General features: G+C 70.8%; 25 protein-coding genes. 15 read left to right on the plus strand and 10 right to left on the minus strand.

The features are described 5' to 3' along the window. Positions 1-49 precede the first annotated feature (49 nt). From ACFXC1_RS04835 to ACFXC1_RS04845, 3 genes are all read left to right on the plus strand, one after another. Positions 50-1,627 carry a serine/threonine-protein kinase gene (locus tag ACFXC1_RS04835; protein WP_381238762.1) on the plus strand — a complete coding sequence of 526 codons (1,578 nt, stop codon included), beginning with the start codon at positions 50-52 and terminating at the stop codon, positions 1,625-1,627. Positions 1,628-1,636: 9 nt separating this feature from the next. Further along, on the plus strand, positions 1,637-2,089 hold the full coding sequence (locus tag ACFXC1_RS04840) for a flavodoxin family protein (RefSeq protein WP_381238764.1): 453 nt from the start codon (positions 1,637-1,639) through the stop codon (positions 2,087-2,089). A 124-nt stretch (positions 2,090-2,213) separates the two neighbouring features. Continuing rightward, the gene (locus ACFXC1_RS04845) at positions 2,214-2,444 is read left to right on the plus strand and encodes a chaplin (protein ID WP_381238767.1); all 231 of its coding nucleotides are present in this window, start codon (positions 2,214-2,216) and stop codon (positions 2,442-2,444) included. Between the two features lie 54 nt (positions 2,445-2,498). Here ACFXC1_RS04845 and ACFXC1_RS04850 read toward each other — a convergent pair whose 3' ends face one another. Further along, positions 2,499-3,173 (minus strand): hypothetical protein, encoded by a 675-nt coding sequence (locus tag ACFXC1_RS04850; RefSeq protein ID WP_381238770.1) that lies wholly within the window; start codon positions 3,171-3,173, stop codon positions 2,499-2,501. 263 nt (positions 3,174-3,436) lie between these two features. On the opposite strand from ACFXC1_RS04850, the gene ACFXC1_RS04855 reads away from it, so the two are divergent. The 8 genes from ACFXC1_RS04855 (at position 3,437) to ACFXC1_RS04890 (ending at position 10,771) form a co-directional block, all read left to right on the plus strand. After that, positions 3,437-4,357, plus strand: coding sequence for an SGNH/GDSL hydrolase family protein (locus ACFXC1_RS04855; RefSeq protein WP_381238772.1), 921 nt, complete (start codon positions 3,437-3,439; stop codon positions 4,355-4,357). Between the two features lie 115 nt (positions 4,358-4,472). Beyond that, positions 4,473-6,113 carry a phosphoglucomutase (alpha-D-glucose-1,6-bisphosphate-dependent) gene (pgm, locus tag ACFXC1_RS04860; protein ID WP_381238773.1) on the plus strand — a complete coding sequence of 547 codons (1,641 nt, stop codon included), beginning with the start codon at positions 4,473-4,475 and terminating at the stop codon, positions 6,111-6,113. A 102-nt stretch (positions 6,114-6,215) separates the two neighbouring features. After that, positions 6,216-8,099: a Na+/H+ antiporter NhaA gene (nhaA, locus tag ACFXC1_RS04865; RefSeq protein WP_381238775.1), complete on the plus strand. Its 1,884-nt coding sequence runs from the start codon at positions 6,216-6,218 to the stop codon at positions 8,097-8,099. Positions 8,100-8,193: 94 nt separating this feature from the next. Then, positions 8,194-8,358, plus strand: coding sequence for a 50S ribosomal protein L33 (rpmG, locus tag ACFXC1_RS04870; protein ID WP_381238778.1), 165 nt, complete (start codon positions 8,194-8,196; stop codon positions 8,356-8,358). Positions 8,359-8,408: 50 nt separating this feature from the next. Then, positions 8,409-8,657 carry a type B 50S ribosomal protein L31 gene (locus ACFXC1_RS04875; RefSeq protein ID WP_381238780.1) on the plus strand — a complete coding sequence of 83 codons (249 nt, stop codon included), beginning with the start codon at positions 8,409-8,411 and terminating at the stop codon, positions 8,655-8,657. Continuing rightward, positions 8,654-8,776: a type B 50S ribosomal protein L36 gene (gene ykgO, locus ACFXC1_RS04880; RefSeq protein ID WP_006130958.1), complete on the plus strand. Its 123-nt coding sequence runs from the start codon at positions 8,654-8,656 to the stop codon at positions 8,774-8,776. The genes ACFXC1_RS04875 and ykgO overlap by 4 nt, the downstream gene beginning before the upstream one ends. Positions 8,777-8,917: 141 nt before the next feature. Continuing rightward, the gene (locus ACFXC1_RS04885; RefSeq protein ID WP_381238783.1) at positions 8,918-9,748 is read left to right on the plus strand and encodes a PP2C family protein-serine/threonine phosphatase; all 831 of its coding nucleotides are present in this window, start codon (positions 8,918-8,920) and stop codon (positions 9,746-9,748) included. Positions 9,749-9,796: 48 nt separating this feature from the next. Beyond that, on the plus strand, positions 9,797-10,771 hold the full coding sequence (locus ACFXC1_RS04890; RefSeq protein ID WP_381238785.1) for an MASE1 domain-containing protein: 975 nt from the start codon (positions 9,797-9,799) through the stop codon (positions 10,769-10,771). Between the two features lie 13 nt (positions 10,772-10,784). Here ACFXC1_RS04890 and ACFXC1_RS04895 read toward each other — a convergent pair whose 3' ends face one another. Next, positions 10,785-11,921, minus strand: a complete 1,137-nt coding sequence (locus ACFXC1_RS04895; protein WP_381238788.1) for a PP2C family protein-serine/threonine phosphatase — start codon at positions 11,919-11,921, stop codon at positions 10,785-10,787. Positions 11,922-12,107: 186 nt separating this feature from the next. Here ACFXC1_RS04895 and ACFXC1_RS04900 point away from each other — a divergent pair, with 186 nt between their 5' ends. After that, positions 12,108-12,836 (plus strand): hypothetical protein, encoded by a 729-nt coding sequence (locus ACFXC1_RS04900; RefSeq protein WP_381238791.1) that lies wholly within the window; start codon positions 12,108-12,110, stop codon positions 12,834-12,836. Here the strand turns inward: ACFXC1_RS04900 and ACFXC1_RS04905 are convergent. The 6 genes from ACFXC1_RS04905 to ACFXC1_RS04930 form a co-directional block, all read right to left on the minus strand. Continuing rightward, positions 12,802-13,335, minus strand: coding sequence for a TerD family protein (locus ACFXC1_RS04905; RefSeq protein ID WP_381238793.1), 534 nt, complete (start codon positions 13,333-13,335; stop codon positions 12,802-12,804). The two genes, ACFXC1_RS04900 and ACFXC1_RS04905, sit on opposite strands and share 35 nt — an antisense overlap. A gap of 110 nt (positions 13,336-13,445) precedes the next feature. Then, on the minus strand, positions 13,446-14,522 hold the full coding sequence (locus ACFXC1_RS04910) for a M20/M25/M40 family metallo-hydrolase (RefSeq protein ID WP_381239460.1): 1,077 nt from the start codon (positions 14,520-14,522) through the stop codon (positions 13,446-13,448). 130 nt (positions 14,523-14,652) lie between these two features. After that, positions 14,653-16,098, minus strand: coding sequence for an argininosuccinate synthase (argG, locus tag ACFXC1_RS04915; protein ID WP_381238796.1), 1,446 nt, complete (start codon positions 16,096-16,098; stop codon positions 14,653-14,655). Positions 16,099-16,211: 113 nt separating this feature from the next. After that, positions 16,212-17,213, minus strand: a complete 1,002-nt coding sequence (locus ACFXC1_RS04920; RefSeq protein ID WP_381238799.1) for an ABC transporter substrate-binding protein — start codon at positions 17,211-17,213, stop codon at positions 16,212-16,214. A 52-nt stretch (positions 17,214-17,265) separates the two neighbouring features. Continuing rightward, the gene (locus ACFXC1_RS04925; RefSeq protein ID WP_381238801.1) at positions 17,266-18,327 is read right to left on the minus strand and encodes an ABC transporter permease; all 1,062 of its coding nucleotides are present in this window, start codon (positions 18,325-18,327) and stop codon (positions 17,266-17,268) included. Next, complete coding sequence (locus tag ACFXC1_RS04930) at positions 18,324-19,133, minus strand: ATP-binding cassette domain-containing protein (RefSeq protein WP_381238804.1); 810 nt, start codon at positions 19,131-19,133, stop codon at positions 18,324-18,326. Before ACFXC1_RS04930 ends, ACFXC1_RS04925 begins: the two co-directional genes overlap by 4 nt. A 145-nt stretch (positions 19,134-19,278) precedes the next feature. Here ACFXC1_RS04930 and ACFXC1_RS04935 point away from each other — a divergent pair, with 145 nt between their 5' ends. Continuing rightward, positions 19,279-20,304 (plus strand): LacI family DNA-binding transcriptional regulator, encoded by a 1,026-nt coding sequence (locus tag ACFXC1_RS04935; protein WP_381238807.1) that lies wholly within the window; start codon positions 19,279-19,281, stop codon positions 20,302-20,304. A gap of 123 nt (positions 20,305-20,427) precedes the next feature. Here ACFXC1_RS04935 and ACFXC1_RS04940 read toward each other — a convergent pair whose 3' ends face one another. Then, positions 20,428-20,643 carry a DUF4177 domain-containing protein gene (locus tag ACFXC1_RS04940; protein ID WP_329264014.1) on the minus strand — a complete coding sequence of 72 codons (216 nt, stop codon included), beginning with the start codon at positions 20,641-20,643 and terminating at the stop codon, positions 20,428-20,430. A 274-nt stretch (positions 20,644-20,917) separates the two neighbouring features. Between ACFXC1_RS04940 and ACFXC1_RS04945 the strand changes: the two genes are divergently transcribed. Together ACFXC1_RS04945 and ACFXC1_RS04950 are read left to right on the plus strand one after the other, a co-directional pair. Then, complete coding sequence (locus ACFXC1_RS04945; protein WP_381239463.1) at positions 20,918-21,583, plus strand: DUF6629 family protein; 666 nt, start codon at positions 20,918-20,920, stop codon at positions 21,581-21,583. Between the two features lie 88 nt (positions 21,584-21,671). Next, positions 21,672-21,938: a DUF6959 family protein gene (locus tag ACFXC1_RS04950; RefSeq protein WP_362980418.1), complete on the plus strand. Its 267-nt coding sequence runs from the start codon at positions 21,672-21,674 to the stop codon at positions 21,936-21,938. 11 nt (positions 21,939-21,949) lie between these two features. On the opposite strand, the gene ACFXC1_RS04955 is transcribed toward ACFXC1_RS04950, so the two are convergent. Continuing rightward, entirely contained in the window at positions 21,950-23,419 is a 1,470-nt protein-coding gene (locus ACFXC1_RS04955) for an arabinose isomerase (protein ID WP_381238810.1), read from the minus strand. Between the last annotated feature and the right edge of the window lie 16 nt (positions 23,420-23,435).

Consider the following 23,435-nt stretch of genomic DNA (forward strand, 5'->3'; position numbering starts at 1 on the left):
ACCGAACGCGCGGCACAGGAGTGCACGTTCGTCACATAAGCTCCTCCGCATGAACGAGGGGGAGCCCGACAGACGGGTTGTCGACGGCCGCTTCGAGCTGGAGTCCCGGCTGGGCGGCGGAGGCATGGGCACCGTGTGGCGCGCCCGCGACCTGCTGCTGCACCGTTACGTAGCCGTCAAGGAGGTCCGGCCGCCGGACCTCGACCTCGCCGAGTACGACCCCGGCGCCGCCGAGATGCTGCGCCAGCGGGTCCTGCGCGAGGCACGAGCGCTGGCCCGGGTCGAGCACCCGAACGTGGTGACGATCCATCACATCGTCGACGGCGGCGAGGGCACCTACCCCTGGCTCGTCATGGAACTCGTCCAAGGCGGCTCACTGGCCGACCGGTTGGAGCGCGGCCCCATGGCACCGGCCGAGGCCGCCCGGCTCGGCTCCGGAGTGCTCGACGCCCTCAACGCGGCACACGCTGCGGGCGTCCAGCACCGCGACGTGAAACCCGCCAACGTCCTGCTGCGCACCGACGGCCGCCCCGTCCTCACGGACTTCGGCATCGCCGCGATCCGCGACGCCACGGCTCTCACCGCCACCGGCTCCATCATCGGCACCCCCGACTACATGGCCCCGGAACGCGTCTCCGGCCACAGCGGCGGCCCCGCCGCCGACCTGTGGTCCCTGGCGATGATGCTCTACGTCGCCGTCGAGGGCCACCACCCGCTCCGGCGCGGTACGACACTGGCCACCCTGGCCGCCGTACTCCAGGAGGAGGTCCCGCCACCGGTACGGGCCGGGTCACTGACACCGATGCTGTCCTGCGTCCTGGTCCGCGATCCCGAGGCACGGCCGGACGCCGGGACGGTGGGCCGGATGCTGGCCGCGGCGGCTGTCCAGCCGGTGGCCCGCGGCCCCGAGACCACGTCCTACCCGCTCGCACCTCCGGCCCCGCCGGCGCTGCCGCCCACCGACGACATGCAGGCGGTACGCCAACGCGGGCGACCGGGCGTCGCGGTCGCCTCCAGCGTCGTGGGCGTACTGCTGATCGGGACGCTCGCCTGGAAGGTGCTGCCGGGCGGGAACAGCGACGACAAGGGTGCGACCAAGTCCCCGGGCGCCACCGGACAGACACAGCAGAGTTCACCCACGGCCACGCCTTCCAACTCGGGCTCCGCGAAGACCACCGACCTGCTCACCCCCAATGGCATCCGTACCGCGATCAAGGCCATCGAGAAGGAGACGGGGCGGGACAGCTTCGGCGACCTGAGCGTCTATCCCGGATATGTCATTGCAGAGGTAATGGTCGAGGGCAGCAAGACCAAGTACGACACGTACACCTACCGCCCCGGTAGCGGCGTGGAGAAGGGCATCATCAACGGCAAGTTGGGGGACGGGTGGGAGCCGGTGGACTTGCGGAAGTTCCAGTGGGACGCCGTTCCGGCATTGCTCGCCCGTGCGGCGAAGGTGCTCAATGTCAAGAATCCGACGTCCCGCTACTTGTTGGTCAAGGGCACGTGGAAGGTCTTCAACGACCCTGCACACATGTCCGTCTATCTGGGTGACGACTACGGGAGCGGTTATCTCGAGGCCGATCCGCAGGGCAAGGTGACCAAGGTGTACCCGGCCGAAGGGTAGGTTCACCCCGTGCCCACCCTCCTGATCGTCCATCACACCCCCTCGCCCAACTGCCAGGCGATGTTCGAAGCCGTCGTCTCCGGAGCCACCACGCCAGAGATCGAGAACGTGCAGGTCGTACGGCGTGCCGCCCTGTCCGCGACCGCGTCCGACGTGCTGGGCGCCGACGGGTATCTGCTCGGCACGCCCGCGAACCTCGGCTACATGTCCGGCGCGCTGAAGCACTTCTTCGACCAGGTCTACTACCCGTGCCTGGACGAGACGCGCGGCAGGCCCTTCGGGTACTACGTGCACGGCGGGAGCGACGTGACGGGAGCCGTGCGCGGCATCGAGTCGATCACGACCGGGCTGGGCTGGCGGCGTGCGGCGGAGCCGGTGACGCTCACCGGGGAGCCCGACAGGTCGGGTATCGAGGCCTGCTGGGAACTCGGGGCGACGGTCGCCGCCGGGCTGACGGGCTGAGCGGGCGGCCTGGAGGGACGGCCTGGAGGACGGCCGCCACCCGTTCGGACGCCGAAGAGTGTCGTCACCCCCGGGAGCACCCTCAGCGTGGAGGGACATGCCCCCCGAGTGACAGGAGTTCTTCATGAGGAAGCGTCTGACGGCCGCGGTGGGTCTTGCCGGAGCGGCGTTGCTCTTGTGCGCCGGTACGGCGAGCGCGGACCCCGACCCCGTCGGTGTCGCCGTCGACAGCCCGGGCGTGCTCTCCGGAAACGTCGTCCAGATCCCCATCGACCTGGACCTCAACGTGTGCGGCAACTCGATCAACGTGATCGGTCTGCTGAACCCGGCGTCGGGCAACCACTGCGAGGGCTGACGAGCCGTACCGTGAACGAGTCGTGGGTGTCGTGCCCGCGGCTCGTTCCGCGTTTCACGGGACGTCGGTCAGCCGGTGCAGGGGAGTGCCGTGGGCCCAGCGCCGTAATCGCGTGCCGTCGATGAGCTGGACGCCGCCCTGTCGGCGCGCCCACTGCACATCACGTCCGCTGAAGGTCCCCCGGTGGACGACGAGCCGTAGGTGCGGCCCGGAGCCGGCCGTGCGCCCCGAGCGCGCCGGCGCCTCCTCGTCGGGCAGCGGTTCGGCGACCGGCCGGAAGGCCACCTCCAGACGGCGACCGCGCCGGTCGCGGGCCCGCACCCGCGGTTGGCCCAGTGCGTCGGGCCGGGCGAGCGCCCGCCAGCCGTCGCGGCGCAGCATCCGGGACACGGCCAGCGCGAGGCCCTCCACGTCCAGGTCCGCGATCTCCTCGGGCGTGTAGAAACCCAGGCGGCGACGGGCCAGCGGCCGGTGGTGCACGACCGCGGCCACGGCGATCACCCCGAGCAGCGCCAGACCGCCGACGAGCGCGCCGGTGCCGAGGGCGCGGTACGCCTCGGCGAGGCCGGCCACGATCCCGCACACGAGGAGGGCCACGACCATGAGCGCGGGCAGCACCTCGCGCAGTCCGGGGCCGTAGAGTCCCTGGGCGCGCAGCGCGCGGATCGTCTCCCGCCGCCGCGAACGGCGCGACGCGCGCTTCTCGTTCCTCCGCAACCTCTGCGTCAACAGCGCCAACTCCCCCCACCCCCAAGCGCGTTGGTGCCTGCCGTAGAGATACCCGGCGGAGGCGGTCCATGTGCGTTGCGCCGGGAACCGGCCACCGAACCGGCCGAACCATTTCGGCGGGCCTTGCCTCCGGGGGCAGCGAACTCCTCCCTTCCGACCTCTGGCACCTCGGGACTACCGACCGGTATACAAGGCCAGTTGAAGGAGAGACGACCACGTCGGGGTGTCCTGTCGCGCCGTCTCCTACCTGGGGGAGGAACTCCATGAACCGTGAGACGCATCCGGCAGCGTCGGCGCACCACCGGGGCAGGGCCGTGGCGGTCGCGGCGGCGGTCAGCGGCTGCGCCCTCGTCGTCGCGTCCGCGGCGCCCGCGGCGGCACACGACTCGGGCCACGGCCACGACCGCACCACGCAGTACGTGGCGCTCGGGGACTCCTACACGTCGGGCCCGTACATACCGACCCAGGTGGACGCCAACTGCGCCCGCTCCGACCACAACTACCCCTCGGTGGTGACGGCCGACCAGAAAGGGACCGTCCTCACGGACGTGAGCTGCAGCGGGGCGACGACCGCGGAGATGTGGCAGGCGCAGGGCACCAACCCGCCCCAACTGGACGCCGTACAGCGGGACACGGACCTGGTGACCGTCCAGATCGGCGGCAACGACATCGGGTTCAGCACCATCATCGGCACCTGCGCCAAGCTCAGCGCCACGGACCTCACGGGCAACCCCTGCCAGCGCTACTACAACTCCTCCGGTGTCGACCAGTTGGTGCTGAACATCCTCAACACCGCGCCGAAGGTGACCAAGGTGCTGCGCGCGGTCCACAAGAAGGCACCGCACGCGCGCGTGCTCGTCGTGGGCTACCCGGACCTCCTGCCCGACGACGGCAGCGGCTGTTATCCCTCGGTGCCGTTCGCCGCCAAGGACTTCCCCTACCTGCGCGACACCGGCAAGCGCCTCAACCTGATGCTCCGTCTGGTGGCCGCGCTCAACGGCGCGGAGTACGTCGACACCTACGGCCCGACCGTCGGCCACGACATGTGCAAGGCACCCGCCGACCGCTGGATAGAGCCGCTGCAGCCGGCCTCCCCGGCGGCTCCGGCGCATCCCAACGCGAAGGGCGAGGCGGCCATGGCGGGCGCGGTCCTGAAGCGACTGGACAGGCGACACCGCTACTGACGGACAGCGGAGGCCCGGGTTTTCCACAGGCGGCGGGGGTGTACTCGCGAAAGGCGCCCCTGACGAGCAAAGATGGGGCCGTACGCGAAGTCGGTCGACACGGAGGAGCGGGCAGATGCCATACGAGCGAGCGGGCGAACAGGCCCGTGCAGAGGATCTCGTAGACGTGGCCCGACTGGTCACCGCGTACTACGCGCTGCACCCGGACCCCGCCGAGCCGGGGCAGCGCGTGGCGTTCGGCACCTCCGGGCACCGCGGGTCCTCCCTGAACACGGCGTTCAACGAGGACCACATCGCCGCCACCAGCCAGGCCATCTGCGAGTACCGGTCCGGCCAGGGCACCGACGGCCCGCTCTTCCTCGGCGCCGACACCCACGCGCTGTCCGAGCCCGCGCAGGTCACCGCGCTGGAGGTGTTCGCCGCCAACGAGGTCACCGTCCTCATCGACAGCGCGGACGGCTACACACCCACCCCGGCGGTGTCGCACGCCATCCTCACCCACAACCGCGGCCGGACCTCGGGCCTCGCGGACGGCGTCGTGGTCACCCCCTCGCACAACCCGCCCGCAGACGGAGGCTTCAAGTACAACCCGCCCAACGGCGGACCGGCCGGCTCCGAGATCACCTCCTGGATCCAGGACCGCGCCAACGAGATCATCGCCGGCGGCATGAAGGACGTCCGCCGTGTCCCGTACACGCGGGCGCTCGCCGCCCCGGGCACGGGCCGCTACGACTTCCTCGGCACGTATGTCGCCGACCTGCCGAGCGTCCTCGACCTGGACGCGATCCGGACGGCCGGGGTGCGGATCGGCGCCGACCCGCTGGGCGGGGCGTCCGTCGCCTACTGGGGCCGGATCGCCGACGAGCACCGGCTCGACCTGACCGTGGTCAATCCGCTCACGGACCCGACCTGGCGGTTCATGACGCTGGACTGGGACGGCAAGATCCGCATGGACTGCTCGTCGCCGTACGCGATGGCCTCGCTGATCGCCCAGCGCGACCGTTTCGACATCGCCACGGGAAACGACGCCGACTCCGACCGGCACGGCATCGTCACCCCGGACGCGGGCCTGATGAACCCCAACCACTATCTGGCCGTGGCCATTTCGTACCTCTACGCCCACCGTGAGCAGTGGCCCGCGGACGCCGGGGTCGGCAAGACGCTGGTGTCCTCGTCGATGATCGACCGGGTCGCCGCCGACCTCGGGCGCCGGCTCGTCGAGGTGCCCGTCGGCTTCAAGTGGTTCGTGGACGGCCTGGTCGACGGCTCGCTCGGTTTCGGCGGCGAGGAGTCGGCCGGCGCCTCCTTCCTGCGCCGGGACGGCTCAGTGTGGACCACCGACAAGGACGGCATCATCCTCGCCCTGCTCGCCAGCGAGATCACCGCCGTCACCGGGAAGACGCCTTCGCAGCACTACGCCGCCCTCACCGACCGCTTCGGCACCCCGGCCTACGCCCGGATCGACGCCCCCGCGTCGCGCGAGGAGAAGGCGCTGCTCGCCAAGCTCTCGCCCGCGCAGGTCACCGCCGACACCCTGGCCGGCGAGCCCGTCACCGGCGTGCTCACCGAGGCGCCCGGCAACGGCGCGGCCCTCGGCGGCATCAAGGTGACCACCGCCAACGCCTGGTTCGCGGCGCGGCCCTCCGGCACCGAGGATGTGTACAAGATCTACGCCGAGTCCTTCCTCGGCCCCGACCACCTCGCTCAGGTGCAGGAGGAGGCCAAGGCCGTGGTCGGCGCGGCACTCGGCGGCTGACCGCGCTGGTGGCCGTGTGCCGCCCGTGGCCGGAATGAACGGTGGGGCGGCCGGTGTTGGGCCGACACGTGAGTCACGACGCCAGGTGGAGTTGAACCCCGTATGTCCCTCGAAGCCACCGACTACACGGGGCAGACGTCGTGCGGCGACGAAGCCCGCACCCCGCTGCGCGACTTCCTGCGGACCGAGACCGGAAGCGCCGCCGTCCTCGTGGCGGCGGCGCTGGTCGCCCTCGTCTGGGCCAATGCCGCGCCGTCGGCGTACGAGTCGTTCTGGGGGACCCACCTCTCCGTCCGGCTCGGCGCGCACGGGGTCTCCCTCGATCTGCGGGAGTGGGTCAACAGCGGGCTGATGACGCTGTTCTTCCTCGTCGTCGGCCTGGAGGCGCGCCGCGAGTTCGACATGGGCGAGCTGCGCGAACGCAAGCGACTGGCCCTGCCGCTCGTCGCGGGCCTGAGCGGCATGCTGGTGCCGATCGGTATCTACCTGGCGATCAACGCCGGCCACGGCACGGCGGGCGGCTGGGGCGCGGCGATGTCCACCGACACGGCGTTCGCGCTCGGCATGCTGGCCGTCGTGGGCCGGGACATGCCGCCGGGACTGCGCGTCTTCCTCCTCACGATCACCGTCGTCGACGACTTCCTGGCGCTCGTGGTGATCGCCGTCTTCTACAGCGACCACATCGCCGTACCGGCGCTCCTGGTCGCGGTGGCCATGTTCGCCGTCGTCATCGTGCTCCGCCGGTTCCAGGTGCGCCGGGGACCCGTGTACGCGCTGCTCGGGGTCGTCGCCTGGGTCGCGCTGCTCAAGTCGGGCGTGGACCCTGTCGTCATCGGGCTCGCCATGGGGCTGATCACCTTCGCCTACCCGGCGGGACGCGACGACCTGGAACGCGCCACCGGACTGTTCCGGCTCTTCCGCGAACAGCCCACCCCCGAACTGGAACGCGACGTGCGGGCCGGTATCGCCGCGTCCATCTCCCCGAACGACCGCCTCCAGCGCATCTACCACCCGTGGGCGAGCTATGTCGTGGTCCCGCTGTTCGCGCTGGCCAACGCCGGACTGCAGATCAGCGGGGAGCAACTGGCGAGAGCCTTCACCTCGCCCGTCGGGCTGGGCATCCTCATCGGGTACGTCGTCGGCAAGCCGCTCGGCATCATCGCCTCGACGGCGCTGACCAGCGTCCTGTCCCGGGGCCGGGTCCGGCCGCCGGTCGGCTGGGGCGCCGTGACGACGGGCGGCACCCTGGCGGGCGTCGGCTTCACCGTCTCCCTGCTGATCGCGACGCTCGCCTTCGACGGGACCACCCTGGAGGACGCGAAGACGGGCATCCTCAGCGCCGTCGTCGGCTCGTTCCTGGTATCCCGGCTGGTCACCGCGGTGATCGGACTGCTGCCGCCGCAGATCAGGCCCAGGGTGCTGTTCGGCCGGGCGGAGACCATCGTGGACCTGTCCGTCCCCGTCGACCCCGACCGCGACCACCTGCGCGGCCCGCGGCACGCCCCGGTGACCGTCGTGGAGTACGGCGACTACGAGTGCCCGTACTGCGGCCAGGCCGAGCCGGTCGTCCGTGAACTGCTCGGCGACTTCGGGGGCGAGGTGCGCTACGTGTGGCGGCACCTCCCGCTCACCGACGTCCACCTGCACGCCCAGCTCGCCGCGGAGGCCGCGGAGGCCGCAGCGCTCCAGGGCGGCTACTGGGCCATGCACGACCTGCTCCTCAGCCACCAGGGCGCCCTGCGCCTCAAGGATCTGCGGGGCTACGCCGAACAGATCGGCCTGGACATCGCCCGCTTCGAACGCGACATGCGGGCCCACGCCGGGGCAGGTCATGTCGCCGAGGACGTCGAGTCGGCCGACCTCAGCGGGGTGGCGGGCACTCCCACCTTCTTCGTGAACGGCCGTCGGCACTACGGCGCCTACGACATCGAGGGCCTCTCCCAGGCCGTACGGGCGGCCCGGCAGAAGGCCGCGCTACGGGTCTAGGCGGCGGGAATGCGCCGAGGGGTGCCGGTGTTGGAACGCATGTAGCTGACATGCTCGGGACAAGATCCCGGGATGTGGGCGGAAGGAGGTCCTCATGGCACGCGCAACGAACCGTCCCGTCGTCACCCTCAGGTCGACGGCCGGGACCGGCGTCACCTACGTGACACGCAAGAACCGTCGCAACGACCCCGACCGGCTGGTCCTTCGCAAGTACGACCCGGTCGCCGGCGAGCACGTCGAATTCCGCGAACAGCGTTGAACCCCGCAGAGCGGCCGTCCCTCCGGGGACGGCCTGAGGAAGGAAACACCATGAGGTCTGGCATCCACCCCGTGTCCCGTCCGGTCGTCTTCCGCGACCGCGCCGCGGACACCGCGTTCCTCGCCACCTCGACCGCGCGGTCCGCGCGCACGATCGAGTGGGCGGACGGGAACACCTACCCGCTGATCGACGTCGAGATCTCGTCGGCCAGCCACCCCTTCTACACCGGCAACACGCGGGTCGTGGACACCGCCGGCCGGGTGGAGCGCTTCGAGCGCCGCTACGGGAGGAAGTCATGAAGGTCCGCAAGTCCCTGCGCTCGCTGAAGGCCAAGCCCGGCGCGCAGGTGGTCCGCCGCCGCGGTGTGACGTTCGTCATCAACAAGAAGGACCCGCGCTTCAAGGCCCGCCAGGGCTGACCCAGCGCATACGACCCATCGGCCCGGCCCCGCTTCGGCGGTGGCCGGGCCTTTGCCGTACCGTCCCCGTCTTCACACTCCGGGAGGAGGAAAATCGGTTCTTTATGCTTATAGCGGTACCAACCCCCTTTGGAGTGGTCGATGTCCCGGATACGCCCCACGGACGACGGCGACGAGCTGCTGGCCAGGCTCGGGACGCTGACCGCCCAGGCGCGCGAGCGGGCGGAGCTGCAGCGCTCCCTGCTGCAACTGGCCGTAGCCCTGCAACGCGGCATGCTGCCCGGAGACATGCCCGTCACCCCCCGGTTCCACCTGGCGGTCAAGTACTCGCCCGCCAACCACGGCCTCAACGTGGGCGGTGACTGGTACGACGCCTTCACCATGCCCGACGGGCGCATAGGCCTGTCGATCGGCGACGTCCAGGGCCACAACATCGAGGCCGCCGCGTTCATGGGGCAGGTCCGGGTCGGTCTGCGCGCCCTCGCCTCCGTCACCAGCGAACCCGGCGAACTCCTCGCCCTGACCAACGACCTGCTCCTGTCGCTGGGCACCGAACTCTTCGCGACCTGCACCTTCGTACGGCTCGACCCGGCCACCGGGGTGCTGGAGAGCGCGCGGGCCGGACACATACCCTCCGTCTGGGCCACCGCCGACGGCCGGTGCGGCATCGCCGACGACGAGGGCGGGCCCCCGCTCGGCATCGTCGCCGGACAGCGCTACCCGGTGACCGAGCACCGGCTCACCGCCGGCGGAGTCTTCGTCCTGGTCACCGACGGCGTGGTGGAGGGCCCCTCCATGAGCGTCGACGAAGGCCTCGACCAGGTGATGCGCCTCGCCGGAATCGCCGCCGTGGCAGGCATGGAGGCGGGCTCGCTCGCGGCCGCTGTGATCAAGGGAGCCGAGCGTGTGGGGCACGAGGACGACGCGGCCGTCCTGGTCGTGGGACACGACGCGCCCGAGACCGGCCCATAGGTCCGGCCGCCGTCGCTCGCCTCGCCGACAGGGCGGGGTCGGTGTCTGATGGCAGCTGTGGTGGGTTTCGATGATCTGCGGCGACCGGCCGGGTACGCACTCCTGACGCTGGCCGTCGCCGGCTGCTACTTCGCGGCGGGACGGCTCGGTCTGCTCCGTGAGCTCGTGGTCGAAGGAGCCGTGTTCACCCCGATCTACCCTCCCACCGGCGTAGCGGTCGCCGCCCTGCTGATCTTCGGGCTGCGGGTCTGGCCCGGCATCGCCCTCGGCATCCTCTTCGTGATCATGTCCCTCACCTCGCTCCACCCGACCGCGCTCGTCGTCCTCGCCGGCAACACCGTGGCCCCCGTCTGCGCCTGTCTGATGCTGCGCCGGGTGGGCTTCCGCACCGACCTCGGCAGACTCCGCGACGGCCTCGCCCTGGTGTTCCTGGGCGCCCTGGCCGCGATGCTGATCAGCGCGAGCTGCGGGGTCGTCCTGCTCCTCGTCACCGACAAGCTGGCCTCGCACTCGTTCTGGCCGGTCTGGCTGGGCTGGTGGGTGGGCGACGCGATGGGCGTCCTCATCGTCACCCCGCTCCTGCTCATGCTGCGTACGGTGCGCTTCCCGCTGGACCTGCACCGCTGGAAGGAGGCCCTGCTGCTGGCGGCCACCATCGCCGTCATCGTCCCCCTGGTCACCCACAGCCACATCAGCCTGCTGTTCCTGATCTATCCCATGCTGATCTGGGCCGCGCTGCGGTTCCGGTTCGCGGGCAGCATGCTGTGCGCCCTGTTCGCCTCCGTGATGGCCACCATCGCGGCGACCCGGGAGTCGGGTCCCTTCGCCGACCTGACGCATGTCGAGGTGATGATGAAACTCCAGGCCTTCAACGGCACGATGGCCCTCACCGCCCTGCTGCTCTCCTCCGTCATCACCGAGCAGCGCAACACCAGACTCTCGGTGGAACAGGCCTGCCAGGAACTGGCCGAGGTCCTCGAACACCTCACCGCGGGCGACCCCCGCCAGGGCGGCCGGCCCTGACCGGCCCGTTCAGTCAGAGAAGGCCCGCGTCGCCCCTGCGGCGCAGCACCAGCAGCGCGGTGTCGTCGCGTGGCGTTCCCGCCGTATGGCGGCGCAGATCGCCGTAGACGGTGGCCGGAACGTCCTTCGGGAGGACATCGGCCCAGGCCGCCGCCCGCTCCTCAAGGGGGTAGAAGGCCCCCGCCGGATCGCGTGCCTCGGTGACGCCGTCCGTGCAGAGCAGGAGCGTGCCGTCGGCGGGGAAGGCGAACCACTCGACGGTACGGGGTTCGGGGGCCAGCGCGTCCAGGCCCAGCGGGACGCACGGCTCCTGCCGCAGCACCGGATCGGCCCGCTCCTCGCGCAGCAGCAGCGGCGCCACATGACCGCAGTTGATCGCCTGGACCTCCTGCTCGCCGTCGACGCCCAGGACGATCGCCGTCACGAACCGCTCCCGCTCACCGGTCTGCGCCGCGAAGGAGTTGTGCCGTAGCACCGCCTCCTCCAGGGCGTCCACCACGGCGGTGAGCGTGGGCTCGGCCACGGCGGCCTCGCGGAAGGCGCTCAGTACGGCGAAGGCCGCGCTGATCGCCTGGAGGCCCTTGCCCTGGACGTCGGCGATGAAGACGCGGGTGCCGTAGGGGGAGGCGACGACCTCGTAGACGTCGCCACCCACCCGGCTGTCCTCCTCCACCGGCCGGTACAGGCCGTGGACCAGCAACTGGTCGGTCATCAGCGGGAACGGGCGCAGGATCTGCCGTTGCAGGGCCACTGCCGCCGAGCGCAGCCGGGCGATCTCGCCCTCCCAGCGGATCCGCTGCGCCGCCCGCGCCACGCTGAGGCTGTTGAACACCAGGGCGAAGGCGATGACCGCCGCGTCCGCCCCCACCGTGTGCAGCGGGCTGTCGAAGAGGGAGCCGACGATGACGATCGTCACCCACACGGACGCCACAGTGGTCTGCCGCACAGTCCCGCGCCCGGCGATCAGCGCGGGCAGCACCACCAGGAAGGGGGCCGGCCGGGTGTCGCGGCCCAGGACGATACCGGTCAATGCCACCAGTGCGGTGATGCTGACCAGCCAGAACACCACCGCGGCCCAGCTGAGTGGAGGCGTGGTCCGCTGCCCGGGGTCGGCCGCGGTGGAACCGGCCAGATCACCAGAGATACGCACCGGCCCTCCCACTGACTGCGGTCGTCGGCCAACCGTCGGGAACACTTCCCACTCTTCAATATCAGCCCCACGTGTACCGTCCGCGAGCCGCAACACCACTCCGGCCCGAGCCGGGACGCATCTGACCCGTCAGGGGGCTAGATTCCGATCCGTGTGTTCGTCCAAGGGTGGGGGAGTGGGGAGAGCGTGTTCATCTGGCGCACACTGCGGGGTGAATGGCAGGGCATCGTCGTCGATCCCGTACGACAGCTGCTGCGGCGCGGACTGCCGGGTATGTCCCTGGCGTTCGTCGCCGCCTTCGGCGTCATCTTCTTCCACGCGCTGGCGCAGCGGCCGGGCGGCGCGGCGATCGTCCGGGACATCGGCGGCGTCCAGGGCGACCTGCCGCTGTGGCTCGCCCTGCTGCGCACCCCGATATCGCTTTACGTACCCGCCCTGGACCTGCCCGTGTGGGCCGGCATCACCCAGTTGTTCCTGGCGTTCGCGCTCGCCGAACTGGCACTGGGCCGGGTCCGTACCCTGGTCGTCGCCTACGCGACCACACTGGCCGGCACCCTCACCGTGCGCGTCATGCTCCTGATCGGGCCCGGCTGCGGGGGCATCGGACTGCGCCCCGAGATCGGGCACGTTCTCGACACCGGGCCGTCCGCAGCCGTCGTAGGACTCTTCACCTATCTCGCCGTCGTCCGCCGGGCGCCCGTCGTGTTCGTCCTCACCGGCGGTTCGATGGTGTGGGAGTCGATCGTGAAGCCCAATCTGGCGGGCCGCGAGCACCTCGTCGCGGTGGGCACCGCCGTCGTCCTCGGCCTGGTCCACGAACTGCGCCACAGGCGGCCGACCGCCGTGGCGCTGCTCCCGCACTTCAAAGCGGACCGGCCGGTCAGGCCTGAGGCACGCTGCCCATCTCCGCACTGAAGCCGAGCGGCTCGCTGTCGAACCCGCGCACCATCGGGCGGAACTCCCAGTCCCCGGCGGCGTCCTTGGTGAACTCCCCGACGGTCGCCGCGGTGGACCCGCTCACCTTGGCGAAGTCGTCCGACAGCAACTCCTTGTACCCCTCCACGACCTGCGTTCTGGCGTGCGACAGATCACCGAAGATCCGGGCACCGCCGTTCTGATGGATCGCCACCCCCACGACCACCCGCCCGAAGGACGCGGCCAGGCGGTCGAGTTCCAGCACCATCACCTCGATGTCGCCGTACCCCTGACCGGTCTCGCTGTGCCGGCTCATGTTGATGGTGCCGTCCGGCGAGCGGCTCTCGGAGTTGACGACGTACACCGGACGTCCGTGCGGGGCGTCGGCCGTGTAGGTCGCCGCGATGATGTCCAGCCGGCACGGCCGGCTGCCCCAGGGACTGGGATCCCAGCGGAGCCGTACCTCGACCTTGCCCGCCACCTTGCTGATGCTGCTCACCGGATGCCGCTCTCCCGATTCAGGCCAGGACGGGACAATGCCCCGTATGGTCAAGTATGGCTCTTCGCCGGTCGGTTGATGCCGTCCGAGCGGTTCTGACATGACCGGGATCAAACACTCCGGATCGCGTCCACCAGCCCGGCGACGAGCCACGCCCGCTCGGCCATCGACGCGACGACCAGATACTCGTGGTCGGCATGCGCCCCGCCCCCGACCGCGCCCAGCCCGTCGAGTGTCGGCACTCCCAGCGCGGCCGTGAAGTTGCCGTCGCTGCCACCACCGACCGCCCTGCCTTCCAGACCGGGCAGCAGCCGCCGCGCCACCGCGAACAGGCCGGCCGCCGCCGACTCGGGCATCGGCGGCCGGCCGACACTTCCCCGTACGGTGATCACGGCCTCGTCCAGATACGGGGTCAGCGCCGCGAACGCGGACTCGATCCGCTCCTTCTCCTCGGCCGACTCGACGCGGACGTCCACGACGACGGTCGCCGCCGCCGGTACGACGTTGTCCAGCGTGCCCGCAGACGCGACGGTCGGCGTGACCGTCGTACCGACCTCGGGCCGCCCCAACTCCGCGATGGCCAGCACCTGATGGGCCGCCTCGACCAGCGCGTTCACCCCGGCGGCGGGCTCCAGCCCGGCGTGCGAGGCCCGGCCCGCGACGGACACCTCGAAGGTGCCGCAGCCCTTGCGGCCGGTCTTCACGCCCCCGCCGTCGGCGGCACCCTCGACCACCAGCACGGCACCGCAGGCGAGCGCGCGTTCCTCGATCAGGGCCCGGGAGGAGTGGGAGCCGACCTCCTCGTCGGCGGTCACCAGGATCTCGACGCCGGACCGGTCGTCGAGCGACGCCAGCCCGTGGACCGCCTGCACCAGACCGCCGAGCATGTCGAAGACACCGGGTCCGGTGGCGTGACCGTCCTCGACCTCGAACGGGCGGCGTTCGAGGGTGCCCAGCGGGAACACCGTGTCGTGGTGACCGAGGATCAGCACGCGGGGTGTGCCACCGCCGGACCAGTGGACGTGCGGCCCGCCCTCACTGTCGACGAGTACGGCCCGACCGCCGAGCCGCCCCTCGATCACGGCGGCGACGGTCTCGGCCGACTTCCGCAAGGCGTCCAGATCGCGGGAGGGGGACTCGACCTCGACCAGGGTCCGGAGGTCATCGATCATCGCGTCGACACTCATGCCGACCGGCTCGCTTGTGGTCACGGGGGAAGGTTACGCGGGCCCTGTGTTGACTTCGACCGACGAAGGGCCGGCCCGACGGCGAACGCGTCGAACCGGCCCAACGGCGGTGCTGTGTCCCGGAGTTCGGTCAGTCCGTGCCGGACTCCATCGCGGCGCGGTCCAGCAGCGCCTCGTCCTCGGAGACCTCGCCACGGGAGGCGATGGCCTCGGCGCCGCCCTCCGGCATGCTGCCGATGAGACCGGTCGCGGCGGCCTGCGCGGCGCCGATCGCCGCGTTGCCGCTGCCGATCAGACCGAGCACGGCGTACTGCTCCAGCTTGGCGCGGGAGTCGGCGATGTCGAGGTTGCGCATGGTCAGCTGGCCGATCCGGTCGACCGGGCCGAACGCCGAGTCCTCGGTGCGCTCCATCGACAGCTTGTCCGGGTGGTAGCTGAACGCCGGGCCCGTGGTGTCGAGCAGCGAGTAGTCCTCGCCGCGCCGCAGCCGCAGGGTGACCTCACCGGTGATCGCCGAGCCGACCCAGCGCTGCAGGGACTCCCGGACCATCAGGGCCTGCGGGTCCAGCCAGCGGCCCTCGTACATGAGGCGGCCCAGGCGCCGGCCCTCGTTGTGGTACTGGGCGACGGTGTCCTCGTTGTGGATCGCGTTCACGAGGCGCTCGTAGGCGGCGTGCAGCAGGGCCATGCCGGGCGCCTCGTAGATGCCGCGGCTCTTGGCCTCGATGATCCGGTTCTCGATCTGGTCGGACATGCCCAGGCCGTGGCGGCCGCCGATGGCGTTGGCCTCCATCACCAGGTCGACGGGGGAGGCGAACTCCTTGCCGTTGATCGTCACCGGGCGGCCCTGGTCGAAACCGATCGTCACGTCCTCGGTGGCGATCTCGACCGACGGGTCCCAGAAGCGGACGCCCATGATCGGCTCGACGGTCTCCACGCCCGTGTCCAGGTGCTCCAGCGTCTTGGCCTCGTGGGTGGCACCCCAGATGTTGGCGTCGGTGGAGTACGCCTTCTCCGTGCTGTCGCGGTAGGGCAGCTCGTGTGCGAGCAGCCACTCCGACATCTCCTTGCGGCCGCCGAGCTCGGTCACGAAGTCCGCGTCCAGCCAGGGCTTGTAGATCCGCAGGTGCGGGTTGGCGAGCAGGCCGTAGCGGTAGAACCGCTCGATGTCGTTGCCCTTGAAGGTCGAGCCGTCGCCCCAGATCTGGACGTCGTCCTCGAGCATCGCCCGGACCAGCAGGGTGCCGGTGACGGCACGGCCCAGCGGGGTGGTGTTGAAATAGGCGCGCCCGCCGGAGCGGATGTGGAACGCCCCGCAGGTCAGCGCGGCCAGACCTTCCTCGACCAGCGCCGCTCGGCAGTCGACCAGACGCGCGATCTCGGCGCCGTAGGCCTGCGCGCGGCCGGGCACCGAGGCGATGTCGGGCTCGTCGTACTGGCCGATGTCGGCGGTGTAGGTGCAGGGGACGGCACCCTTGTCGCGCATCCAGGCGACCGCGACGGAGGTGTCGAGTCCGCCCGAGAAGGCGATGCCGACGCGCTCGCCGGTGGGGAGGGAGGTGAGGACCTTAGACATAGGAAGATTATGCACGCTCGCGCATGGTCATGCAAAGTCCCTCTCCTGGAGCAGTTCTGCCGGGCACCCCGGAAGCGCGGGAGTGCCCGGCAGAACCTGTGGTCGCGGTCCGGTCAGCAGCCCGCCTTGTAGAAGTACTTGCTGATCTCGGGCTGGTCCATGTTCGCCTTGGTGATGGCGACCATGTTGGTGCCGATCGACTTCTGGACCGACTTGCCCTCGAAGGCCGCGGCCAGCTGGTCCACGGCCTCCTTGCCGATCGCCGCCGGGTCCTGCGCGACCAGCACCTGGAGGGTGCCCGCCTTGAGGGAGGCGACCTCGTCCGGCTCGGCGTCGAACGCGGCGACCTTCACGGTGCCCTGCTTGCCGGCCTGCTTGAGACCCGTGGCTATGCCGGTACCGGTGTTGGTGTTGCCCGCGAAGACACCGCCCAGGTCGGGATGGGCCGCCAGCGTCGACTGGATCTGCGAGGCCGCGGTCGCCGGCAGGTCGTTGTCGTAGAGCGTGGGCAGCATCTTGATGTCCGGGTACTTCTTCATCTCCTCGGTGAAGCCCTTGATGCGGGCGTCCGTGGTGGAGACACCGGGTTTGACGCTGATGACGATCGCCGAGCCCTTCTCGTTCATCAGCTTGGCGAGCGCGTCGGCCGCCACCCGGCCGCCCTTCTCGTTGTCCGACGAGATCCGGGTCATGCCGATCGAGGGATCGGTCACCGTGGTGTCGACGAGGGCGACCTTGGTCCCGGCCGACTGGATCTGCTTGAGCGACGGGGTGAGCGCGCTGACGTCGACCGGCGAGATCAGCAGCCCGTCCGGCCGGGAGGCCGCCACCGAGTCGAGGAGGGGCCGCTGCACCGACACGTCCCACTGCGCGGAACCGTCCGCCGAGAAGTCCATGCCCTTGGCCTTGGCCTCGGTCTGCGCCGCGCAGGTCATGGTGATGTAGAAGGGGTCGCTCTTCACACCGGTGATCAGCCGGACCTTCTTCCCGGAGGCACCCCCCTTCGACCCCGAACCGCCGCTGTCGCTCGACGAACTGCAGGCGGCGGCACCGGTCAGGACCAGCACGGTGCCGGCGGCGACCAGTGCTTTGCGCGTGATGCGAATGCTCGACATAAGGCTGTCCTCCAGAGTCGTACGAGGGTGGGGGCGAAGGTCGGGGAGGGGGTCACGCACGCTCTCGGGTCTTCCGGCGCATCTGGTCGATGTAGACGGCCGCGACCAGGACGACACCGACGGCGACGTCCTGCCAGTACTGCTGCACACCGATGACGATCAGCCCGGTCGTCAGCACGGCGGGGATGAACACACCGATCACCGTGCCGAGCACGGAGCCCCGCCCGCCGAACAGGCTGGTGCCACCGAGGACCACGGCGGTGATCACCTTCAGGTTGTCGGTGGAGTGCCCGGCGATGGACGTCGTCCCGTACGAGGCCAGCCACATCACCGCGCCGAGACCGGCCAGCAGGCCCATCAGGCCGTACACCATGATCAGATGACGGCCCACCGGGATGCCCGCGCGCCGGACGGCGGTCGGGTTGGAGCCGATCGCCAGGGTGTGGCTGCCGAACCTCGTGGCGCCGAGCACCGCGCCGAACAGGGCGGTGACCGCCGCGGCCAGGATCACCATCCACGGGATGCCGGCCAACTTGCCGAAGCCCAGGCTGTTCTGGAGGTGGGTGGCGGCGGCACCCGCCGGGTCCTGGCCGCCGGTGGCGAGTTCGGCGATGCCCAGCGCCGCGCCCAGACCGCCCAGGGTCACGATCAGCGGGGGCACCTTCCCGGTCGCCACCACCGCCCCCTGCAACGCGCCCCAACCCGCGCCCACCGCAAGGGCGATGACGACACAGACGGCGACCGTGCCCCAGCTGGAGGCGGGTCCGCCGTGGTGGATGTTGTACTCGCCCGCCGCGACCGCCGCCAGCACCAGCACCGAGCCGATCGACAGGTCGATGCCCGCGGTGATGATCACGAACGTCATGCCGACACCGAGGACAAGATAGATGGCCGCGTTCACGGCGATCTGCGTGAGGTCGTACTGCGTGAAGAACTTGCCCGGCGCCGCGATGGTGAAGAACGCGACCAGCGCGAGAAGGATCACGAAGGTCCACAACTCGCTGATGCCGGCGGCCCGTCGCAGCCACGGGGGTACGGCGAACCTTCCACCGTCGGACGGGGACACGTCCGGCGCCTTGGCCGCCGGCTTGATGTCCTGGCTGTTGGCGCTCATCGGCCGTCCTCCGCTTCGGTCGCGCCGAGGTTCCCGTTGTGCGCGGGCTCGTCCAGCGATCCGGTCATGGCGCCGACGAGTTTCTCGATCGTGGCGTCGGCCGCGGTGAACGAGGCGACCCGGCGGCCCAGTCGCAGCACCTCGACCCGGTCCGCGACCGACAGCACCTCGGGCATGTTGTGGCTGATGAGGACGACGCAGATGCCCCGGTCGGCGACCCTGCGCACGGTCTCCAGAACCCGGGCGCGCTGGACGACGCCCAGGGCGGCGGTCGGCTCGTCCATGAAGATGACCTTGTTGGCGAAGGCCACCGCGCGGGCTACGGCAACCGACTGCCGCTGCCCTCCCGACAACGTTGTCACAGGAGCCGTCACATCTTTCAGTTCGACTCCCAGTTCACCGAAGGCCGCGATCGCCTCGCGCCGCATCGTGGGCCGGTCGAGCACGCCCAGGCGGCCGAGCAGACCCCCGCGCACGAGTTCCCTGCCGAGGTAGAGATTGGCCGCCGCGTCCAGATCGGGCGCCAGCGAAAGATCCTGGTAGACGGTCTCGACTCCGTGCCGTTGCGCGTCCATCGGGCCCGTGAACCGGACCGGCACTCCCTCCAGGCGCACTTCGCCCTCGTCCGGGGTGAGCACACCGGAAAGTACGTTCACCAACGTCGACTTGCCGGCACCGTTGTCACCGATCAGTGCGACGACCTCACCGGCGTACGCCGTGAAGTCGGCGCCCTGGAGCGCCTGGACATGGCCGAAACGCTTGACCACACCATGTGCCGCGAGAAGTGGTTCCCTTGCAGAGGCCATGCTGTGCTTTCTGGTTGGTATCGTTAACAGTTCGTCGATTCTGGGAGGCCCATGAGTGGGCGTCAAGGGTCGTGACGGACACGGTTCGGGCGCACGCCGACGGCCGTCGGTCTCGTCGCGCGCGACGAGATCTGGAGGACGCGGCGTGACCGGTCGTCCCAGGATGAAAGACGTGGCCGCGGAGGCGGGCGTGAGCGTGATGACGGTGTCCCGGGTGGTCAACCGCGAGGCGGGCGTGGCGCCCCGCACCGCCGCTCGCGTCGAGGCCGCGGTCCGCAAACTGGGCTATCAACGCGACGACGTGGCACGGCAGTTGCGCCGCACGGACCAGTTGAGCCAGACCATCGGACTGATGGTGGACAACGTTGCCGACCCCTTCATGGCCACCGTCGCCTCGGCCATCGAGGACATCGCCCACCGGCGCGGCAACATGGTCCTCATCGGCTCCAGCCGCGCCGACCCGCACCGCGAACGAGAGGTCGTCGCGGCCTTCACCGCCCGACGCGTCGACGGACTGATCCTCACCCCGGCCGCGGGCAGCCACCGCTTTCTGCGCCCGGCGCAGGCGCGGGGCACGAAGATCGTGTGCGTGGACCGGGCTGCACCGGGCCTGGACGTGGACACCGTCGTGGTGGACAACTTCGGCGCGGTGGAACGGGCCGTACGCCATCTCGTCGCGTACGGCCACCGCCGGATCGGCTACCTCGGCGACAGGCAGGAGATCTGGACCTTCGGCGAACGCCACCGCGGCTATCTGGCGGCCCTGAGCGCCGCGGGCATCGACGCCGATCCGGCGCTCGCCCGGCACGGACTCGGCTCCGGCGCGGACGCCGCCCGGGCCGTCACCGCGATCCTCTCCGCACCCGAACCGCCCACGGCCCTACTCGCGGGCAACGAGGTCCTCGCGCTGGGCGCACTGCCGGTGCTGCCCGCCGGCGTCGCGTTCATCGCCTTCGACGACTTCGCGCTGGCCGCGCAGTTGACCCCGCCGGTCACCGTCATCGCGCAGGACCCGGTCGCCCTCGCGACGAGCGCCGCGCACCTGCTGTTCGCCCGCATCCACGGCGACATGTCACCACCGCGCCGGGTCGTCATGCCGACCGAACTGATCCCGCGCGGGTCGGGGGAGATCCCGGGGCCCGGTACGCCGCCCACGACTCCCCGGCGCTGACCGCTCCCGGCCTGTCCGGACGGATCATGCCGCAGACGCGGAGCCCGGCACGCCCTCCTCCGCCTTACGGCTGGACGAGCCGAGCCTCGCTCACCGGCACCGGTCGGCCGCCGTTTCCAGCCGCTACGCGCGGGGCCGCTCGAAGGTGAGGAGCAGGCCCTCGACCGCGCCGGGACCGATCCGGCCCTTGACGTCGGCGGCCGTGATCGCCTTCAGGCCCCAGCCGTCCTCGGCGTGCTTGTTCAGGACCTTCTCCAGCTTGTCGCCGTCCAGCGCGTCGCCGATCAGCGACTCCCGGAAGCTGACGACCTTGTACTCGAACGTGTAGGCGTTGCTCATGGCTGCGATGTCCTCCTGTGCGTGCGCACGGTGTGCGGTGGGCGGGCTCAGCCAATCACGGGAGGACGCTCGCGCGCAGGCCGGGGGTGGTTTCGGGGCCCGGCCGTCAACTGGGCCGGGGGACGGGTGCGTTGAACGGGCGGGGGATCGAAAGGGCGCGCGCGGGTATGTGATCACGGCACGCCGCGCCTGCGATGTCACCCGGCACACGGCGGGGTGGAGACGTAGCGTGAAGGTGGCGCAGGCGGACGCGGACCGATCACGTGGGGGAGCGATGTGCTGGAGTGCGAAGGCCGATCTCGTCGCGGGCGCCGGAGTACTCGCCGTGGGGGTGGCCTGTGTGGCCCGGACCCGCCGGCCGGCCGATCTGCCCATGGCCGCCCTGCCGTGGGTGCTCGGTGTCCACCAGATCGTCGAATCGCTGGTGTGGGCCGCCGGCGGAGGCACCGGCGCGGCCACCGTCACCTGGGCCGTCATCGCCCTGCCGCTGCTGGCGGTATGGGTCCCGGCGGGGGTGTGGTGCGCCGCGCCACCACAGGCCCGGCCCCGGATCGCCGTACTGCTGGCGATCGGGGCGGCCACGGCCGCGGCACTCGCCTACGCCCTCGTCGTGCACCCGGTGACGTCCGAGATCCGCGGCCACACCGTCGGGTACGTCGTCGACCTTGCCCACCCCCAACTGGTCATCGCCGGCTACCTCGTGGCGACGGTCGGCTCGCTGCTGCTGTCCGGTGACCGCGGGCTGCTGGTGCTGGGGGTCCTGGTCACGGTCGGCGCGCTGATCTGCTGGACCTTGTGGGAGCTGGAGTTCGTCTCGACCTGGTGCGCGGTCGCCGCGGTGTCCTCGGTGGTTCTGTTCTTCTGGGTGCGCGGCCGGGGCGGGCAGTCGGGGAAGCGGTCGTACGCCGGTGTGGCGGGCGGCGGATCCGCGCGACCGTGACGAGGACGGGACGAGTCGCGCGGGGGCTCAAAGTGCGCTGTGTACAACTTCGTTGATGTCGGGCGGTGCTGTCCGGTTGGATGGCGCCATGGAACACGTTGACGTAGAGCTGTTCACTGACGGCGGGAACGACGCCGTGGTCCGTCTGCCCGGGCGCCGGTTTCCCGGTGTGCTGATCCAGGGCGACTCCCTGCACATACTCCGCAGCGATGTGGCCGAGGTGGTCGAGGCCTGCGAGCGCGGCGACCTCGCCGAGGCGGGGGAGTCCGCGGGATTGCTGCTGGCGGGCCTCGACGCGCTGCTGACCCGCTACTCCGTGGCGCTGGCGAACCACAGCATCCAGGCGCCCTACTGACCCGGCCGCCCTCACACCTCCCGGTGTTCGATGCCCAGCAGGCACGCGGCGGCGCGGAAGTCGGCGGAGTGGTGGCCGAGGGCGAGGGACCAGTGATGGCCGACGCCCGTGGCGCTCCACGCGTCGACCCACTCGCCGGGATCGCGGCCGAAGTCGACGCGGCTGGTGGTGTTGCCGATCGCGAGCAGCGGTCCGGGTACGACGCTGCCCTCGGACGTGATGAACGACAGGGAGCCGTCGGCGTCCTGGCCCAGGCCGAGCAGGGTCACGGGACCGCGCTGGACGTCCAACTCCACGCTGACGCCCCACCCACGCTTGCCGTGGTAGACGCCCAGGCCGCGCAGCAGCGGGTCACGGGCGCCGACCGCGAGGTGCGCGGGCCCGTCGTGCCCCATCTCCACGACCCCGTCCTCGAAGTCGAGGGCCTGGATCTCGGTGAAGGAGCCACCGGCGCCGATGCTCTGCGTCACCAACTGGGCCAGGCTGGTGCGGAGTTCGTACTCACCGGCGGCCGGCACACCCCGGGCGGTGAGCAGGGAGGCGCCCAGGATCATGCCGGCGCCGAGCCGTTCGTGCAGTTCGCCGTCGAGACCGCGGTGGTAGTAGGCGAGGGTGTCGAGGCCGAAGTCCTCGACGAGCCGGTCGAGCGCGACCGAGACGGTCGCTCCCCACGCGAGGTCCTCGTCGACCACGCTGTCGTCCACGGCGAAGATCCGCCGGGCGAGAGCCGTCCGCTCACGGGTCTCGGCCTCGCTCACCCGCTCCACCCGTTGCCGTAGATCGTCGAACTCCAACACCTCGACATGCGAGCCGAAGGTCGCCGGGAGCAGCGTCAGGTCGGTCGACACGTCGAGCATGCCGGGATACAGATGCCCCATCAGGCCGTGCCGGGCGTGTCGGAGCGCGGCCCGGACCCGGGCCGCCCGGACCCACTGCTCGATGCGCCGCCAGGCCGACTCCTGGCGCAGCCAGCCCGACACCGACCGGAAGGGGATGCCGGCCCGGCGGAAGACATTGCCGACCTCGGGCACCGGGCACTGTCCGCAGTACGCGAGCCAGGCGCCCGTGTCGAAGGAGGCGTGGTCCATCCGCTCGGACGGCTGGAGGTCGATGACCAGGACGGGGGTGTGCGAGCGCTGTGCGATCGGCAGCACCATCGACGAGGTCAGGTAGGTCGTCAGGAACAGCACGATCAAGTCGCAGTCCGCGTAGCGCAGCTGCTCCGCCGCTGCCGCTCCCTCCACCGCGTCGGAGACGAAGCCGACGTCGGTCACCTCCGCGTCCAACTGCTGGAAACGGTCGGCCACATAGGCGGACGACTCCTGCAACTGCGGAAGGAGGTCGGGGAATTGCGGCCAGTAGGTGCCGAGTCCGCCCGCCACCAGTCCGATCCGGGTCCGACGACGGGTCACCGGGGGCAGCAACTCCCGCAGGGCGGCGGCGCGTTCCGCGGTCGCGGTCAGGGGGTCGGTCGTTGTCATGCGGGGTGTCCCTTCC

It is taken from the genome of Streptomyces hokutonensis, from assembly GCF_042751305.1.
GTDB classification, from domain to species: Bacteria; Actinomycetota; Actinomycetes; order Streptomycetales; family Streptomycetaceae; genus Streptomyces; species Streptomyces hokutonensis_A.

Coding starts and splice junctions, on each gene's coding strand:
- ACFXC1_RS04845 (WP_381238767.1), top strand. CDS start 2,214: ATGAGGAAGCGTCTGACGGCCGCGGTGGGTCTTGCCGGAGCGGCGTTG.
- ykgO (WP_006130958.1), top strand. CDS start 8,654: ATGAAGGTCCGCAAGTCCCTGCGCTCGCTGAAGGCCAAGCCCGGCGCG.
- ACFXC1_RS04890 (WP_381238785.1), top strand. CDS start 9,797: ATGGCAGCTGTGGTGGGTTTCGATGATCTGCGGCGACCGGCCGGGTAC.
- ACFXC1_RS04950 (WP_362980418.1), top strand. CDS start 21,672: ATGGAACACGTTGACGTAGAGCTGTTCACTGACGGCGGGAACGACGCC.
- pgm (WP_381238773.1), top strand. CDS start 4,473: ATGCCATACGAGCGAGCGGGCGAACAGGCCCGTGCAGAGGATCTCGTA.
- ACFXC1_RS04945 (WP_381239463.1), top strand. CDS start 20,918: ATGTGCTGGAGTGCGAAGGCCGATCTCGTCGCGGGCGCCGGAGTACTC.
- ACFXC1_RS04885 (WP_381238783.1), top strand. CDS start 8,918: ATGTCCCGGATACGCCCCACGGACGACGGCGACGAGCTGCTGGCCAGG.
- ACFXC1_RS04875 (WP_381238780.1), top strand. CDS start 8,409: ATGAGGTCTGGCATCCACCCCGTGTCCCGTCCGGTCGTCTTCCGCGAC.
- ACFXC1_RS04955 (WP_381238810.1), bottom strand. CDS start 23,419: ATGACAACGACCGACCCCCTGACCGCGACCGCGGAACGCGCCGCCGCC.
- ACFXC1_RS04925 (WP_381238801.1), bottom strand. CDS start 18,327: ATGAGCGCCAACAGCCAGGACATCAAGCCGGCGGCCAAGGCGCCGGAC.
- ACFXC1_RS04920 (WP_381238799.1), bottom strand. CDS start 17,213: ATGTCGAGCATTCGCATCACGCGCAAAGCACTGGTCGCCGCCGGCACC.
- nhaA (WP_381238775.1), top strand. CDS start 6,216: ATGTCCCTCGAAGCCACCGACTACACGGGGCAGACGTCGTGCGGCGAC.
- argG (WP_381238796.1), bottom strand. CDS start 16,098: ATGTCTAAGGTCCTCACCTCCCTCCCCACCGGCGAGCGCGTCGGCATC.
- ACFXC1_RS04910 (WP_381239460.1), bottom strand. CDS start 14,522: ATGAGTGTCGACGCGATGATCGATGACCTCCGGACCCTGGTCGAGGTC.
- ACFXC1_RS04835 (WP_381238762.1), top strand. CDS start 50: ATGAACGAGGGGGAGCCCGACAGACGGGTTGTCGACGGCCGCTTCGAG.
- ACFXC1_RS04855 (WP_381238772.1), top strand. CDS start 3,437: ATGAACCGTGAGACGCATCCGGCAGCGTCGGCGCACCACCGGGGCAGG.
- rpmG (WP_381238778.1), top strand. CDS start 8,194: ATGGCACGCGCAACGAACCGTCCCGTCGTCACCCTCAGGTCGACGGCC.
- ACFXC1_RS04930 (WP_381238804.1), bottom strand. CDS start 19,133: ATGGCCTCTGCAAGGGAACCACTTCTCGCGGCACATGGTGTGGTCAAG.
- ACFXC1_RS04940 (WP_329264014.1), bottom strand. CDS start 20,643: ATGAGCAACGCCTACACGTTCGAGTACAAGGTCGTCAGCTTCCGGGAG.